The organism is Thioclava sp. JM3, from assembly GCF_002213185.1.
Taxonomy (GTDB): Bacteria; Pseudomonadota; Alphaproteobacteria; order Rhodobacterales; family Rhodobacteraceae; genus Thioclava; species Thioclava nitratireducens.
Window position 1 is genome coordinate 84,844 of record NZ_NBOB01000001.1, and the last position, 14,793, is coordinate 99,636.

General features: G+C 63.6%; 15 protein-coding genes and 1 tRNA gene. 4 read left to right on the top strand and 12 right to left on the bottom strand.

Annotated features, from left to right (window positions below; translation table 11 throughout):
- Positions 1 to 120 precede the first annotated feature (120 nt).
- Positions 121 to 210: transfer RNA gene (locus B6V73_RS00495), tRNA-Ser, on the bottom strand.
- Positions 211 to 319: 109 nt separating this feature from the next.
- Positions 320 to 1,066, bottom strand: coding sequence for an SDR family NAD(P)-dependent oxidoreductase (locus tag B6V73_RS00500; protein WP_088724247.1), 747 nt, complete (start codon positions 1,064 to 1,066; stop codon positions 320 to 322).
- 251 nt (positions 1,067 to 1,317) lie between these two features.
- On the opposite strand from B6V73_RS00500, the gene B6V73_RS00505 reads away from it, so the two are divergent.
- Entirely contained in the window at positions 1,318 to 1,911 is a 594-nt protein-coding gene (locus B6V73_RS00505) for an outer membrane beta-barrel protein (protein ID WP_158275150.1), read from the top strand.
- Between the two features lie 100 nt (positions 1,912 to 2,011).
- Here the strand turns inward: B6V73_RS00505 and B6V73_RS00510 are convergent, their stop codons facing one another.
- The 8 genes from B6V73_RS00510 to B6V73_RS00545 form a co-directional block, all read right to left on the bottom strand.
- Positions 2,012 to 2,620: a TetR/AcrR family transcriptional regulator gene (locus B6V73_RS00510; protein WP_075776547.1), complete on the bottom strand. Its 609-nt coding sequence runs from the start codon at positions 2,618 to 2,620 to the stop codon at positions 2,012 to 2,014.
- Complete coding sequence (ppk2, locus tag B6V73_RS00515) at positions 2,613 to 3,509, bottom strand: polyphosphate kinase 2 (protein ID WP_088722702.1); 897 nt, start codon at positions 3,507 to 3,509, stop codon at positions 2,613 to 2,615. Before ppk2 ends, B6V73_RS00510 begins: the two co-directional genes overlap by 8 nt.
- 156 nt (positions 3,510 to 3,665) lie before the next feature.
- A complete protein-coding gene (locus B6V73_RS00520) occupies positions 3,666 to 4,649 on the bottom strand; it encodes an alpha/beta hydrolase (protein WP_088724248.1) in 984 nt (327 codons plus the stop codon).
- Positions 4,624 to 5,544, bottom strand: a complete 921-nt coding sequence (metA, locus tag B6V73_RS00525; protein WP_075776544.1) for a homoserine O-succinyltransferase — start codon at positions 5,542 to 5,544, stop codon at positions 4,624 to 4,626. The genes B6V73_RS00520 and metA overlap by 26 nt, the downstream gene beginning before the upstream one ends.
- A gap of 54 nt (positions 5,545 to 5,598) precedes the next feature.
- On the bottom strand, positions 5,599 to 6,453 hold the full coding sequence (locus B6V73_RS00530) for an ATPase (protein WP_075776543.1): 855 nt from the start codon (positions 6,451 to 6,453) through the stop codon (positions 5,599 to 5,601).
- Between the two features lie 50 nt (positions 6,454 to 6,503).
- A complete protein-coding gene (locus B6V73_RS00535) occupies positions 6,504 to 7,409 on the bottom strand; it encodes a DMT family transporter (protein WP_088724249.1) in 906 nt (301 codons plus the stop codon).
- A gap of 118 nt (positions 7,410 to 7,527) precedes the next feature.
- Positions 7,528 to 8,658 (bottom strand): outer membrane protein transport protein, encoded by a 1,131-nt coding sequence (locus B6V73_RS00540; protein ID WP_088724250.1) that lies wholly within the window; start codon positions 8,656 to 8,658, stop codon positions 7,528 to 7,530.
- A gap of 199 nt (positions 8,659 to 8,857) precedes the next feature.
- Entirely contained in the window at positions 8,858 to 9,064 is a 207-nt protein-coding gene (locus B6V73_RS00545) for a hypothetical protein (protein ID WP_075776540.1), read from the bottom strand.
- 73 nt (positions 9,065 to 9,137) lie between these two features.
- Here B6V73_RS00545 and B6V73_RS00550 point away from each other — a divergent pair, with 73 nt between their 5' ends.
- The gene (locus B6V73_RS00550; protein ID WP_168174842.1) at positions 9,138 to 10,031 is read left to right on the top strand and encodes a GNAT family N-acetyltransferase; all 894 of its coding nucleotides are present in this window, start codon (positions 9,138 to 9,140) and stop codon (positions 10,029 to 10,031) included.
- 39 nt (positions 10,032 to 10,070) lie between these two features.
- Here B6V73_RS00550 and speB read toward each other — a convergent pair whose 3' ends face one another.
- Entirely contained in the window at positions 10,071 to 11,060 is a 990-nt protein-coding gene (gene speB / locus B6V73_RS00555; protein ID WP_088724252.1) for an agmatinase, read from the bottom strand.
- A 107-nt stretch (positions 11,061 to 11,167) separates the two neighbouring features.
- Between speB and B6V73_RS00560 the strand changes: the two genes are divergently transcribed.
- Positions 11,168 to 12,130 (top strand): tellurium resistance protein, encoded by a 963-nt coding sequence (locus tag B6V73_RS00560; protein ID WP_088724253.1) that lies wholly within the window; start codon positions 11,168 to 11,170, stop codon positions 12,128 to 12,130.
- Between the two features lie 299 nt (positions 12,131 to 12,429).
- Positions 12,430 to 13,878: an IMP dehydrogenase gene (gene guaB / locus B6V73_RS00565; protein ID WP_088724254.1), complete on the top strand. Its 1,449-nt coding sequence runs from the start codon at positions 12,430 to 12,432 to the stop codon at positions 13,876 to 13,878.
- A 568-nt stretch (positions 13,879 to 14,446) separates the two neighbouring features.
- Here guaB and B6V73_RS00570 read toward each other — a convergent pair.
- Complete coding sequence (locus B6V73_RS00570) at positions 14,447 to 14,653, bottom strand: DUF1127 domain-containing protein (protein ID WP_088722710.1); 207 nt, start codon at positions 14,651 to 14,653, stop codon at positions 14,447 to 14,449.
- Positions 14,654 to 14,793: the final 140 nt, after the last annotated feature.

Here is a 14,793-nt window from a genome sequence, read left to right on the forward strand (position 1 = left end):
AAGGGCGAGCGCTCGACTCGCATGGCAAATTCACCGAAAGAGGCGGGCCACGCGCCGAGCTACACTATCTAAGCGCTGATTTTCTTGGATATTTTCCCCACATTCATTCGCCGGGGGAAGTGGCGGAGAGACAGGGATTCGAACCCTGGGTCGGCTCTCACCGACAACGGTTTTCGAGACCGCCGCATTCGACCACTCTGCCACCTCTCCGCATCAGGGGTCGTTTCGTAGGGCGGGATTTAGCCGCCCTCGCGCGCCCTTGCAACCCGTTTTTCGAGGATTTTTTCAGATCCTTCGCAAAGCCGTCATAAACGTGAGGTCAACGCATCCGGAGCGCCCCGTCGAGGCGGATCACTTCGCCGTTCAGATAGCCGCTCTGGACGATGAAACCGGCAAGTTTGGCGTATTCCGACGGATCACCGAGCCGCTTCGGGAAGGTGACTTCGGTCGCGAGGCTGTCCTGCACCTCCTGGGGCAGGCCCTTCATCATCGGCGTGGCGAAAATTCCCGGCGCGATGGCGCAGCAACGGACGCCCTGGCTGGCCAGATCGCGGGCGAGGGGCAGGGTCATCGCGACGATTCCGCCTTTTGACGCCGCATAGGCTGCCTGGCCCTTCTGGCCGTCGAAAGCCGCGATGGAGGCAGTGTTGATGATCACGCCACGCTCGGGGCCGGGATTGCGGGCCATCTCGGCGGCGGCGAGGCGGGCGACGTTGAAGCTGCCCACGAGGTTGATGTCGATCGTGCGCGCGAAGCTCTCGAGCCGGTGCGGCCCGTCGCGGCCGACCACGCGCTCGCCGGTGGCGATACCGGCGCAATTGACCGCCACATCGATGCCGCCCATCGCGTCTACTGCGGCTGCGATCCCGGCGGCGACGCTGTCCTCGGAGGTCACGTCGACCTCGGCGAAGGTCGCGCCGATCTCTGCCGCATAAGCCTCGCCGCCCGCCCGGTCGCGGTCGAAGAGCGTCACCTGCGCGCCCGACTCAACGAAGTGCCGCGCGGTCGCAGCCCCCAGCCCCGAAGCGCCGCCGGTGATGATGGCGCGAATTTTGCTCAACTCCATGTGATACTCCCTCGAAATGAACGCGTGTTCATTAACCAGTGGAACCGCCGCTTTGTCCAGTGTTGCCAATGCATTTTGCGGCTGCAGCATCCGGCGCCCCGATCACGTCTTGTGACAGCTTCGGCAACCTGCCGCCTATGGCCGGAACCAAGCCGATTGACGTTGCATTGAATGAGCATAGGTCCGGGCAACGGATCTGATCCAAAACGTCTCAACGGGGGATGAACCCCCAAGACAGGAGAGAGAGAAACATGAAACGTATCATCGTTACGTCGAGCATTCTGGCACTCGCTGGCTCCGCCGCGATGGCGGGCGGCTACACCACCCCGGCACCGGCTCCGGAAGTCACCCCGGCCCCGGTCGCAGTCGCGCCCGCGCAGTTCAGCTGGGACGGCTTCTATGCCGGTGCTCAACTCGGCTACGGCAAGGCTGACCAGTCGATCGATGGCGACGGCGTCGTGGGCGGTCTGCACGCGGGTTACCTGCGCGACTTCGGCGGCTATGTCCTCGGTGGCGAGCTGGCTTATAACGCCGCGAACATCGACGACAACACCACCGGCGCGAAGGTCAACTCGATGACCGACCTCAAGATGATCGCCGGTGCGCCCTACAACAACATGCTGTTCTACGGCACGCTCGGTGCGTCCTACGTCGACGCTGAAGACAATTCGGGCGCCAGCTACTCCGACACCGTTCCGCTGGTTGGCGTCGGCATGAAATATGCCATCAACCCGAAGTGGACCGTCGGTACCGAGCTCGACTACCGCAAGGGCAACAACTTCGACGGCACCACCAACGATCTGAACACCACGACGCTGAACCTCACCGCGTCCTACAAGTTCTGATCTGGAACGGATCGTCTGATATCGACGGGCGGGGGGAAACCTCCGCCCGTTTTTCTTTGTCCGGATGATGCTGCGACGCGGCGGGATCGGGCAAGGCGGCTCAATCCGGAGCGATCAGGCCCAGCCCGCGCAGATAGACGCCGATGCCGCTTTCCAGAAGGTCCTCGGGGGCATAGGGCGCGCGATTTCCCTCGCGGGAATAAAGCTCCACGACGCCGTGGCTCATCGCCCAGACATGCGCCGCGACCATCGCGACGGGCGGGCGCTTTTCCGGCGGCATATGCGCCATCAGGGCGCGCGTCGCACGTTCCATCGCGTCGCTGGATTTGCGCGCCACCGCCGCAAGATCGGGTGAGCGGTTGGGCGATATGCCGCTTTCGAACATCGCCATGTAGTGACCGGGATATTTCCGCGCGAAGGCGAGATAGGCGCGCCCCACCGCCGAGAACGCCGCCAGCGCCGAAGGCTTGCCGCCGTTCCACGCGTGATCCAGCAGGTCGCCGAAGATCAGATAGCCCTGCCGCGCACATTCCGCGATCAGGTCCTCGCGCCCCTCGAAATGGCGATAGACCGCAGCCGGGGTCACGCCTGCGCGTTTCGCCGCTTCCGAGAGCGTGAAGCCGGTCGGGCCCTTCTCCTCGATCAGCTCCAGCGCGGAGGCTACGAGCGCCTGACGCAGGTTGCCGTGATGATAGCCTTGCTTAGACATTCAGAACGTCGATGCCACCGCAGATTTCACCGTCGATCTCGCCGATCGCGTCGCGGTCCTTATGCGCATAATCGACCGCGTTCAACACCGTCTGGATCGCGGCAATCCGGGCGCGTTTCTTGTCGTCCGAGCGGATTACCGTCCAGGGCGCATGCGCGTTGTCGGATCGCGCCAGCGTCTCCTGGATCGCGTCGGAATAAGCGTCCCAGCGCTTGAGCCCTTCGACGTCGATCCAGCTCAGCTTCCACTGTTTGAGCGGATCCTTCTCGCGCTTGAGAAAGCGGCGCAGCTGTTCGGCGCGATCCACGTTGAGCCAGAGCTTCACGAGGATGATCCCGTCATCGACCAGCATCTTCTCGAAATCGGGCAACTGGCAGAAGAAATGCTCGCGCTGCTCGGGCGTGCAGAAGCCGAAGACATGTTCCACCACGCCCCGGTTGTACCATGAGCGGTCGAACATCGCGATCTGGCCCGCGGCCGGAAGCCAGTCGACATAGCGCTGGAAATACCATTGCGTGGCTTCGGTCTCGGTGGGCTTCGGCAGCGCCACGACATAGGCCGAGCGCGGGTTCAGGTTCTGGCGCATCCGCCCGATCGTGCCGCCTTTGCCCGCCGCGTCGCGCCCTTCGAAGATCACCGCGATCCGCTTGCCGGTTTCCTTGGCGTCCCAGAACATCTTGACCAGTTCGACCTGAAGCGCATCCATGTGACGGTCGTATTTCTTGCGCTTCATCTCCTCGTCGTAAGGGTAGGAGGGCGAGAGCATGTCATCCTTGCCCGCCTTCTCGATCGCCTCGCGCACGACATCCGGCGCTTCCTCCTCGAGGTAGCGGGTGATGTCGCCCACGAAGGGGATATCGAACGGCGGGTCGCTCTTGTCCTTGGCCATGATCTGCCTTTTGTCGTTTCACGGCAGTATGCTGCGCGGGCCGGGACGGTGCAAGCGGTGCCGCACAGCGGCGGGCAGGCGATACCGGGCGTGTGACGTGCGCGCAAAACCGCAGGAGTGACCGCTTTTCACGCGACTGCACTGCTTGAGTGGCGGTTACTCCGCCGCCGCCTTCATCGGGATATCATAGCCAGCGCGCGTCGCGACACGGTCCACCGCGGCGACGGTCTGGAGCAACGCGACATGCGGGACCATGTGTCCGATCCCGTCGAGGGAGACCAGTTCCGCCCCCGGCACCTCCTTCGTGAAGGGCACCGCGTGGATTTTCTCGCCCACGATGGTGTCGGCCGTGCCATGCAAAGAGACGATCGGGAGGTCGAGATCGGGATAATGGGGGATCATCTGCTGAATTTCGGGCTTCAGCTCGGCACGCTGGCGCGCATTCACCCGCATCGTTTCGACCCGCAGCGTCATGCCGGGGCCGAACCAGCGCATGTAGCCGATCGGCATCTCCTGCGGCGCGAAGACTCCTTCCACCTCGGAGCGAATGATCGCGGGTGGCGTCCAGGCCGAAATCAACGGGACGGCGATCGCCTGACCCAGTGGCGGCGACGTGATCTGATAGAGAAGCGGCAGCCCGGTGTCCCAGCTATGCGAGGGAGCGGAGACCGGCACCAGACCCGAGAGCGTGCCGGGCAGATATACCGCCCAGGCAATTGCGACAGCCCCGCCATAGGAATGGCCGAGCACGATCGGTTTCTCCGCGCCCGCCATCTTCGTCGCCTTCTGCAGCAGCTTGGCCTGATCCTCGATCGTGTCGTGCCCCTCCGGCAGCGGATCGGAATAGCCGAACCCTGGACGGTCGGGCACGAAGACGCGATAGCGTTTCGCTAGTTCCGGTGCGAGATCGAAGGTCAGATCGCGGGCCGAGCCCGAGGCGCCGTGGATCAACACGACCGCCGGGCCGTGATCGCCCTTGATGACCATATGCACACGCTGGTTCCCAACGTCCACGAATATGCCGTTGGGCGGATAGCGCTGCTCCGCCATCCGGCCGCGCCAGCTCTCGAGTCCCCAGGTCGCGCCGCCCAGAATGAGCAGCACGAGGACGAGGCTAGTTACCAATCTCGGCCAGATCATACGGAGTTTCCTGATAAATCTCGTTAATCCAGTTGCCGTAAAGCAGGTGGGCGTGGCTCTTCCACCGGTTCGTCGGCACCCGGCTCGGGTCGTTCTCAGGATAGTAATTCGCGGGGACGTTGATCGGTTTCCCCGCCGCGACGTCACGATCGTATTCTTCTTTCAGCGTGCCGCTGTCATATTCCAGATGGTTGAAGATGTAGAGCGCCCGATGAGCGCGATCTTCGACCAGACAGGGCCCGGTTTCATCGGAATGGATCAGCGTGATCATGCCCGCCGCTTCCAACTCGTCACGCCGCATCTCGGTCCAGCGGCTCACCGGGATCAGCAGATCGTCCGAGAAGCCGCGCAGGTAAGGCGAGGCGGGCGCGCAATTGCGATGCCGGAAGCAGCCGAAGGCCTTGTGATCGAGCATGTGCTTGTTCACGCCGTGGAAGTAGTGGGCCATCGCCATGCCGCCCCAGCAGACGCCGAAGGTCGAAAAGACATGGGTCTGCGTCCAGTCGAAAATCCGCTTGAGCTCTTCCCAGTAGGTCACCTCCTCGAAAGGCAAATGTTCGATCGGAGCACCGGTGATGATCAGCCCGTCGAACTTCTCGCCGGTGGCCTCGACCTCTTCGAAGGGACGGTAGAACTCTTCCATATGCTCGGCGGCGGTGTTCTTCGTCTGATGCTCGCTCATGCGGATCAGCTGGAAGTCGATCTGCAGCGGCGTCGCCCCGATCAGTCGTGCGAACTGGTTCTCGGTCTGGATCTTCTTCGGCATGAGATTGAGAAGGCCGATCCGGATGGGACGGATTTCCTGCCGCGATGCGCGCTCGGGCGACATCACCATCACGCCTTCCCGCGACAGGATGTCGAAGGCGGGGAGGTTTTCAGGCAGCTTGATCGGCATTGTTTCTCAGTCTCTTGCAGGGTGAAGTTAAAGTGATGCGTGAAGTGTCGCGGCTCACGCGGGCAGCGCGTCGGCGATCAGCGATGTAAAGCCTTTTGCGTCGCGGACAAGGTAGAGGTCTTCGGCACGGATCGTCACGCCCCAGTTTCTCGCCATCGCCGCATAGCGCGGCTGACGATGGGCCAGCGCTTGCGCATAGGTCCAACGCACGAAGTCGTCGGGGTCGACCTCCGTTTCGGCCACACCTTTCAGATCGCGATACTCGTCCCATTTCGCGGCCAGAAACGCGGGCTGATAATACATCGGCTTCGGCGCGCGCGAGAAGCGCTTGATCAGCTCCTCGGTATGGGCTTCGGAGCCCTCGATCCAGACCATCAGCAGGTTCTGCGACAGCGAGGTTAGGATCGGATCCTCGGGGTCGTCGGGGTCCACCACCTCGCAGATCGAGCCGCCGGAATCGCACAGGAAATTCTCGATCCCGTAAATCTGCTTCGCACGGTCGATGAAATGCGCGGTGTCGAGAAGCGCGTCCATCTCGGCCTTGCGGTGCTGGCGCTGGCGTTCGAGGTATTCCTCGAAGGGCAGCCCGCCCTTGGTCGGATCGCCCGGCTTGCCGAGATAGGTCGACAGCGGCGCGAGGTTCTCAAACGTGATGTTCGACGCGATATAGACCGAGTCCGACAGCAGAAGCTCCGCCAGGAACGGGTTCTTCATCGCCTCGCGCTTGAAGTTGTCGGCGATATATTCGCCCATGTAGCGCGTGCCGATCCGGTAATCGACGGAGTAGTGGAACCAGCCCTCGTCGCGCAGCAGGTTCGCAGCCCAGGTCTTGCCGAGGCCGGACATGCCGAACAGGGCAACCTTCCTCGATTTGGCGGCCAGCCACTCGGCGCGATTGGAATAGATCATCGTGTCCCCATAGGTCTTTCGCCCCGGTGTAGCCCGGCAAGGCGCGCACGTCACGGGGTTTTGGGGCGGCGGTTGAGGATCATCAGGCCAAGCGCGAGGATCGCGAAGCCCAAGGCCTCCGCCCAGCCCAGACGCTCGCCATAGACCGCCCAGCCTGCGAGGATCGCGACCGGCGGGATCAAGAGCGTGACGAGGGCGAGATTGGCTGCCCCCGCCAGCGCGAGAATGCGGTAATAGAGCAGGTAGGCCAGCGCCGAACAGCCGACACCCAGCCAGAGCATCGCGATCCAGATCGAGGGCGCGTAGTCGAAGCTCGGCACGCCTTCGGTAAAAAGCAGGATCGGCAGCGTCCAGGTCGCGCCGCCGGTGAGCATCCCGGCTGCTGCAACTTCGGGCCGTAAGCCTCTGATTGCAAAGCGCGCATAGGCGCCCGCGAAACCATAGCTCAGCGCGGCTCCCAGCACGGCGAGCTGGCCCGCCGAGGTCAGATCGAACCCCTTCAGCGCATCCGGCCCGATCGCCACCACGACGCCCGCGAAGCCCACCGCGATTCCAGTGGCCTTGCGCGCGCTCAACCGCTCGTCGGTGAAGACCACCGCCGCGACCAGCGCCCCGAAGATCGCGGTCGAGGCGTTCAGGATCGAGGCCAACCCGCTGTCGATATGCTTCTGGCCCCAGACGATGAGCGAGAAGGGTATGGCGTTGTTCAACAGCCCCATGATCAGGAAATGCCCGAGAGAGATCGGGTGCCGCGGCACCGGCAGGCGGCGTAGCGCGACATAGGCCCAGATCAGCACCGCGCCCGAGGCGACCCGCAGGAAGACCACGGTAAAGACTCCCGCACCTTCCAGCGCCGCGCGGTTCGACAGGAAGGACGAGCCCCAGATCAGCGCGAGCGCCGCGAGCAGCGCCCAGGCGAGTGGGGTGAGGGATAAAGGGGCGGGTGCGTGTTTCATCGCTTCGATCTAGCGGGCGGCAGCGACGCGCACCACCCGGAACTTGCGGCAATGTCGATATTCCAAGAAAAAGCCCCGCACGAGACGGGGCTTTTCGAGAATTATCAGTACCTTGCGATCAGAAGTTGATCCCGACGCGGAGGCCAGCGCCCCATCCGTCATTGCCGGAGAAGTCGCCGTTGAGGCCGTTGGTGGTCGCGTCGCCGATATCGACATAGCGAACGCCGCCGGTCACCTTGATGTTTTGGGTCGCCTGATAGCTTGCTGCCAGCGAGACCGACTTGAAGCCATCGGTCGGGCCGAGGTTCCCGGTCGGTTTACCGGTGTGCTTCTCGTAGCCGAACATGATCGCACCCGACCACTGGTCGTTGAAGCGACGGCCAACGCCGAGATTGTAGGTGATTGTGTTGTCAGAATAATCAACGAGCGCGCCTTGCGCGAGCCGCCCATTCGGGTGCTCCGCCGAGGGTGCATAGGTGTATGCTTCAGGACTGATGTCGAATTGCGTCCAATGTACCCAGCGCACCGAACCCATCAGCAGGGTGTCTTTCATGATGCCGGTCTGGAATTCGAGGTTCACCGACTCGGGAACGGTCGTCGTGAAGTTGGTGTTGTAGACGCCGTCACCAAGTCCGCCAGTCGTAACGGTCTCTGTCGCGCTGAAGTCGTGATCAATCTTCGAGTTGTAGGTCAGGGCCACGCGCGCTGCGATCTCGGGCTTCTCCCAAGCGGCCCCGATGACGTAACCGAAGTCGGTCTCTTGTGAAGTGTCCAGATTGTAGTAGTTTGCGCCGCCCTTATAGAGCGAAGCCTTGCCCGAAACGCTCTCGCTGCGCAGACCGCCATAGACGGAGATGTTGTTAGGCATCTTGTAGCGCGCCAGCGCGGTGATTGCTGCTGATTTAATTGTCGCAGTCGAGCCCGCGATCGGATAACCGGTCCCCGAGGGATAGTTGACCTTCGCGCCGACGGGCTGATCGAAGATGACAGCAAGATCCCACTGGTCGTTGAGCGCCTGCTTGTAACCGAGGCTCAACGTGCCATAGCCCGGCGCCATGTCGCCGGATTTCAAGGCTCCGCCGCCGACAGTACCCGACACATCCGGATTGAACGCGCCAAAGCTCACTTCGCCGTAGTTCCCCTGCTCGAACAGGATACCGACCGATTGCGTCGAGCGCTCCACCCCGCCCGCATGGGCCGCGCCTGCGCCAATCGCGAGTGCGGCCATCGAAGTCATCACACGTTTCATAATGTTCCTCTTCCCTAACGTGTCCCGAAGGAGATCCTAACGTCTCGAAGGAATTCCTTTCGGCGACGCTACCACCCGGAAGGTGTAAATCAATCTGGGGATCACGGTGACGTCACGTTCTGTTGCAGCTGTGCAGGGAAAACCGTGTCTTCGCGGTCACTCCAGGGTAACCTGAACGTCAAGTTCTGAACTGAAGCGTTCAGAAGCCACTGGAAAAGCTGAGAATCGCGAGAAGGCCGAGCCAGAGAGCCGCGCCGAAGATTGCGATGAAAAGCGCGCTCCAGAGCGTCGCGCGTGACGCTGGCAGATTTCGCGGTTCCTCGGTCTGGCGGGGGCGCAACGGTTTGCGCGCGGGTCTGGGTGATTGGCGCAGGTTGCGGAGCGCGTTGGGGAGAATGCGGGGCATGTTCGCCTCAAGGTTGAAACGTTTCGCGTCTCCATTAACCCAGACTTAGGTGAAGCCGGCCTTAATGGCAGCGATGAAACCTCTTCGTGTCATGCAGTTTCCCGGCTCCGACGACAGCTGGAACCGTGCGTTGCGCGCGCTTGCGCCGGAACACCCTCCGGCTGTTCAGCAGGCGGCGCTCTATGGAACGATCGCGGCCGCGCGCGGGCGGCGATGCCTGCGGCTGGAGGCGACATGTCAGGGCAGGCGGGTCGCGCTGGCCCAGATGATCGGGCGCGGCGGTTTGTGGCTTCTGTCGCGCGGGCCGGTCTTTGCGCCGGAGCTCGGTATCTGGATCCGGCGCGCAGTGCTGCGTCGGATCGCGCGCCGTGCCGGGCTGGTGCTGATGACGCCGGAAAACCCGCTGGCCGGGTTCGGGCTGATCCCGCTGATCACCCCGCGCCACCATGCGCATTGGTCCTTGCTCCCCGATGCCCACACGCTGCGCGCAGGCTTGGTGGGAAAATGGCGCAACAGGTTGGCGGCAGCAGAGCGTGCCGGGCTGTGCGTGGAGCCCGAACCCGAGATCGAGTGGCTTCTCGCCTCCGACGCGGCCCAGCAACGCGCCCGCGGTTACCGCGCCTTGCCGCCGAGCTTCACCCTCGCGTGGGCGGATCGCAGCCCCGCCGACCTTCTCGCCTTGCGCGTCGCGACATCGAAAGGACAGCGGATCGCGGGCGGCATCTTCCTGCTTCACGGCGAAGGTGCCAGCTATCACATCGGATGGACCGGGCCGGAGGGGCGCGTGTCCGGCGCGCATAACCTGATGCTCTGGCAGGCCGCGCTGTGGCTGAAGGCGCGCGGGATCCGACAGCTCGATCTCGGTGCGGTGGATAGCGAGGACGGGGCAGGGCGGATGCACTTCAAACTGGGCACCGGCGCCAAGCCGCACAGTCTCGGGGCGACTATGTGGGTGTTGCCGGGCTAACCCCTTCCTCTTGATCCAAATATCCCCGCCGGAGGCTCCTCAGCCCGCCGCAGACGCGCCGCTGGACTGTCGCGCGTGGAAGATGAAGCCGAGGAAATTCAGCAGCACCTGCGCTGCGAGGATCGGGGTCGAGCCGCTGGGGTCGTAATCGGGGGCGACCTCGACCAGATCGATGCCCACAACTTCGTGCCGCTTTGCCACGCCCTGCAGGATCTCCAGCACCTCGTAATAGAGAAACCCGCCATGGCTCGGCGTCCCGGTGCCGGGCGCGATCGAGGGATCGAACCCGTCGATGTCGATCGTGACATAGATCCGTGCGCCTTCCGGGATGCGGGCCAGCACGCCCTGGGACCCCAGCTTGCGCACCTGCCGTACGCTCAGGAAGTCGTCGCCCATTGCGCGGGCGGCGTCATACCCATCCTTCGCGGTGGAAGAGACGTTGCGAATGCCAAGCGCGGTGATGCCCGAGACATAGTCCTTCTCGGCGGCGCGGCGCATCGGATTGCCGTGGCCTTCGGTGACGCCGTGACGCTCGTCCACGAAATCGAGATGGGCGTCGATTTGCAGGATATGGATCGGTCCCTTCTCGGCGCAATCGGACTCGAAGGCGCGGATGCAGGGGATATTGATCGAGTGATCGCCGCCGATCACCACCGGCAGCGCGCCCGCCTTCAGCATCGCACGCACACCGGCCTCGATATTCGCATGGCTCTTCACCGTGTCGGTATGAACGATGTCGGCATCGCCGATATCGACGATCGTGACATCAGGCCCGAGATAGGTCGCGTCGTCCTCGTGGTCGTAGGCGCCCGCGTGTCCGAAGGAGAACAGCGTCGAGGCCTCGCGCACCGCCCGCGGCCCGAACCGCGCGCCGGGGCGGAACTGTGTGCCGAAATCGAAGGGCGCGCCCATTACCGCCACATCCGCCTCGAGCGCATCCCAATCGGCCACGTATGCCCGCTTGCCGAAAGTCGAAATCCCCACGAAAGGCAGGTTCAGCCGCCCCGCCTCATACCCATGTCCCGCCATCTTGCCTCCAGACACCCTGTCGCACCCCCGACAGCTTTTCGCCACGCGCGAAATATTGCAAGCTTCTGCGCGACCGAAATGATTTGCCGATTGCCCGAGGAGAGCGCATGTCCTTCGCCCCGCCCAAGATGACGCCCAAGGGCCTGTTTCGCCGCACCCCGCCCGCGATGTTCCCGCCCGTGCTGGGGCTGATGGGCCTCGGGATCGCGTGGCGGCGCGGTGTGGGGCAATTCGCGCTGCCGCCCGATCTGGCGGAGCTGTTTCTGGGCGCGGTGACCTTGCTCGCGCTGTTCACGCTGGTTGCCTATGGCGCGAAGATCGTGCGGCGTCCGGGCGTGGTGTTCGAGGATCTGCGCGTGCTGCCCGGGCGTGCGGGGCTCGCGGCTGGAACGCTGACGATCTATCTGATCGCGGCGTCGCTTGCGCCCTATGGCGGGCTGGCAGCGATCGTCTTCTGGCTGGGCGTCGTCGTGCATCTGGGGCTGATCGCGGCGGTGATCTACACGCTCGCGACCGGCCCGGCCGAGCAGCGCCGCGTCAATCCCACGTGGCAGCTGACCTTCTCGGGCTGGATCGTCGGCGCGGTGGCGGCCGTGATCCTCGGGCTCGATAGCGTGGCTCTGGTGATGTTCTGGGTCGCGATGCTGTCGGCCGTCGTGATCTGGATGATCTCGCTGCGACAATTCGCACATGAGCGCGTTCCCGCGCCGCTGCGCCCGCTACTCGCCATTCACCTCGCGCCTGCGGCGCTGCTCGGGACTGTCGCGAGCGGGTTCGGCGCGATGGGCATCGCGCAGGCGATGGCGATCCTGTCTGCGGGCTATTTGCTGGCACTGGTCGTGTCGGTGCGCTGGCTGCTCGCTGGGGGCTTCTCGCCGCTCTGGGGAGCGTTCACCTTCCCGGTCGCAGCCACGGCGGGGTGCTGGCTCGCGCTTGGCGGCGTCTGGGCGCTGCCCGGCGCGCTGATGCTGACGGCGGCGACGCTGGTCGTAGTACCGATCGCGCTGAAGGTGTTGCAGCTTTGGGCGAAGGGGCAGCTTGCGATGAAGACCAACGCCGCGATTGCGTGAGGCGAAAGGGCGGCCCCCGAGCCTCGGATGGGCGCTTTGCTCCGCACGTGGCCGGCCGCTTTGTCTTGAAGGCCCGGATGTCGAGTGTGCCCGCGACGACATGACCGATGCGCCCAACCGGGGGAGGCTCGGGCGCGGCCCGGGGGCTGGTCGCCCCCGCGCCCAGAGACCTTTGGCGCGGCACACGCAGGCCGACCTTTCCGCACACCCGCTGCGTACCGCGTCCGCGAGGGGTTGCCTTCGCGTCCATTGCGTGAAACAGCAAACTGCCAAACGCATCTGGACACTGGAGACCCCCCATGCAGATTCGCGAGGCGCTCACCTTCGACGACGTTCTTCTTCTTCCCGCAGCCTCTTCGGTGCTTCCGGCAACCGCAGATGTTTCGACCCAGGTGACGAAGAAAATCCGTCTCAACATCCCGCTTCTGTCCTCCGCGATGGACACCGTCACCGAGGCGCGCATGGCGATCGCGATGGCGCAGGCGGGCGGCGTGGGCGTGATCCACAAGAACCTCACCGTCGCGCAGCAAGCCGACGAGGTCCGCCGCGTCAAGCGTTTCGAGAGCGGCATCGTCTACAACCCGATCACGCTGCGCCCCGATCAGACGCTGGCCGATGCGAAGGCACTGACCGAGCGCTACGGTTTCTCCGGCTTCCCGGTCGTCGATGAAAACCGCCGCGTCGTCGGCATCGTGACCAACCGAGACATGCGCTTCGCCCAGAAGGACGAAACTCCGGTCTCGGTGATGATGACCACCGACAACCTCGCGATCCTGCAGGAGCCGGCGGATCGGTCCGAAGCGATCGCGATGATGCGCGAGCGCCGGATCGAGAAGCTGCTGGTGACCGATGACGAGGGCAAGCTGACCGGCCTGCTGACGCTGCGCGACACCGAGCAGGCTGTCCTCAACCCCACCGCCTGCAAGGACGAGCTGGGCCGCCTGCGCGTGGCCGCCGCGACCTCGGTCGGCGATGCGGGCTTCGAGCGGTCCGAGGCGCTGATCGATGCGGGCTGTGACCTGATCGTCGTCGACACCGCCCACGGCCATAGTCAGGGCGTGATCGACGCGGTGAAGCGCATCAAGCAGGTGTCGAGCGATATTCAGGTGATCGCGGGCAACGTGGCGACGGCAGATGCCACCAAGGCGCTGATCGACGTGGGCGCGGATGCAGTGAAATGCGGCATCGGTCCGGGTTCGATCTGCACGACGCGGATGGTCGCGGGCGTGGGCGTGCCGCAGTTGACAGCAATCATGGATTGCGTGAGTGCCGCCGGAGACGTGCCGATCATCGCCGATGGCGGCATCAAGTTCTCGGGCGATTTCGCGAAAGCCATCGCGGCGGGCGCAAGCTGCGCCATGGTCGGCTCGATGATCGCGGGCACCGACGAGAGCCCCGGCGAAGTGATCCTCTATCAGGGCCGCTCGTTCAAATCCTATCGCGGCATGGGCAGCTTGGGTGCGATGGCACGCGGCTCGGCGGATCGCTACTTCCAGAAGGATGCGGCGAACGACAAGCTCGTGCCGGAAGGCATCGAGGGGCAGGTGCCCTACAAAGGCCCGGCAGGCGCCGTCGTCCACCAGCTCGTGGGCGGTCTGCGCGCAGCGATGGGCTATACCGGCTCCGCGACGGTCGCCGAGATGCGCACGAACTGCAATTTCGTCCGCATCACCGGCGCGGGTCTCAAGGAAAGCCACGTCCACGACGTCGCGATTACCCGGGAGAGCCCGAACTACCGGATCGGGTAAGTATCTGATTATACGTCTTTAATCGATCCTGCGGGCCGCGCGCGATTCGCGCGGCCTGAAGGTGAACAGGATATGAACTACCCAGAACTGGACAGCGTTTGCTTATGCGAACTGATGCAGTTTCATTGCAGCTGCATCAGTTCGCTCCGATGCTATCTTTTCGCGGCGCGGTATATTGCTGACGCGTCGCTGTCGAACGGGGTTATGTTGATGCTTCAATGCACCGCCGATGCGCGCAGGTATCGAGCGCGTCAGATAAACCGGAAGCGATACGGAACGGTCATCATGTCGGAGACAAAGTCTCGGAAAATTGGCCGATCGCCCGATGTTTTAGTGCACATGCAGCGATCAGCTACGCCCAGCAGCCCCGGATGACGAGCTCTTGTCGGCCCATCCCAAACCAGACACTTGCTCCGAGCACAGCAGGCGTCTGCTCGCTTGAATTAACCTCTCATCTAATGACAGCAGTCATGCATTGCGCGGCTGCAACGCAATAAAGGTGTGCTGGAGGGCGACTGCTCGCGCATGACACCCGTGAAGGAAATGCCACCGCCCTCCCGGCACAGGATCAATCGTCGCGGAGCGCGAAGCGTTTGTAGAAGGCGGTATCCGCGTCCTCACGTGATATCCCCATGTCCTTGAGCCGTTCGTCGGTCATGGAGCGCAACTTGTGCGAAGCGCGGTAGTTGGCATTCTGCTCCACAATCCAGTGGAGGGCGTGCATCCAGCCCTTGGGGCGGCGAATTTTGAGGGCAATGTCGCTTAGGGTTTGCATCTCGGGGCTCCTGCTGAAGTGGTAAACTGAAGCCAGATTGCCAGTCTTCCGCAAAACACCCGCAAAAGCCGCCCACCAAAACTCTCCCTCCAGCGTAAAAATCGCGTAAAATCGAATGCGACGACCGTAAGAAGCTTCGA

Excerpts from the sequence above, each read along its gene's own strand:
- B6V73_RS00500 (WP_088724247.1), bottom strand. The coding sequence starts at position 1,066 with ATGGAGTTGAGCAAAATTCGCGCCATCATCACCGGCGGCGCTTCGGGG.
- B6V73_RS00505 (WP_158275150.1), top strand. The coding sequence starts at position 1,318 with ATGAAACGTATCATCGTTACGTCGAGCATTCTGGCACTCGCTGGCTCC.
- B6V73_RS00510 (WP_075776547.1), bottom strand. The coding sequence starts at position 2,620 with ATGTCTAAGCAAGGCTATCATCACGGCAACCTGCGTCAGGCGCTCGTA.
- ppk2 (WP_088722702.1), bottom strand. The coding sequence starts at position 3,509 with ATGGCCAAGGACAAGAGCGACCCGCCGTTCGATATCCCCTTCGTGGGC.
- B6V73_RS00520 (WP_088724248.1), bottom strand. The coding sequence starts at position 4,649 with ATGATCTGGCCGAGATTGGTAACTAGCCTCGTCCTCGTGCTGCTCATT.
- metA (WP_075776544.1), bottom strand. The coding sequence starts at position 5,544 with ATGCCGATCAAGCTGCCTGAAAACCTCCCCGCCTTCGACATCCTGTCG.
- B6V73_RS00530 (WP_075776543.1), bottom strand. The coding sequence starts at position 6,453 with ATGATCTATTCCAATCGCGCCGAGTGGCTGGCCGCCAAATCGAGGAAG.
- B6V73_RS00535 (WP_088724249.1), bottom strand. The coding sequence starts at position 7,409 with ATGAAACACGCACCCGCCCCTTTATCCCTCACCCCACTCGCCTGGGCG.
- B6V73_RS00540 (WP_088724250.1), bottom strand. The coding sequence starts at position 8,658 with ATGAAACGTGTGATGACTTCGATGGCCGCACTCGCGATTGGCGCAGGC.
- B6V73_RS00545 (WP_075776540.1), bottom strand. The coding sequence starts at position 9,064 with ATGCCCCGCATTCTCCCCAACGCGCTCCGCAACCTGCGCCAATCACCC.
- B6V73_RS00550 (WP_168174842.1), top strand. The coding sequence starts at position 9,138 with ATGAAACCTCTTCGTGTCATGCAGTTTCCCGGCTCCGACGACAGCTGG.
- speB (WP_088724252.1), bottom strand. The coding sequence starts at position 11,060 with ATGGCGGGACATGGGTATGAGGCGGGGCGGCTGAACCTGCCTTTCGTG.
- B6V73_RS00560 (WP_088724253.1), top strand. The coding sequence starts at position 11,168 with ATGTCCTTCGCCCCGCCCAAGATGACGCCCAAGGGCCTGTTTCGCCGC.
- guaB (WP_088724254.1), top strand. The coding sequence starts at position 12,430 with ATGCAGATTCGCGAGGCGCTCACCTTCGACGACGTTCTTCTTCTTCCC.
- B6V73_RS00570 (WP_088722710.1), bottom strand. The coding sequence starts at position 14,653 with ATGCAAACCCTAAGCGACATTGCCCTCAAAATTCGCCGCCCCAAGGGC.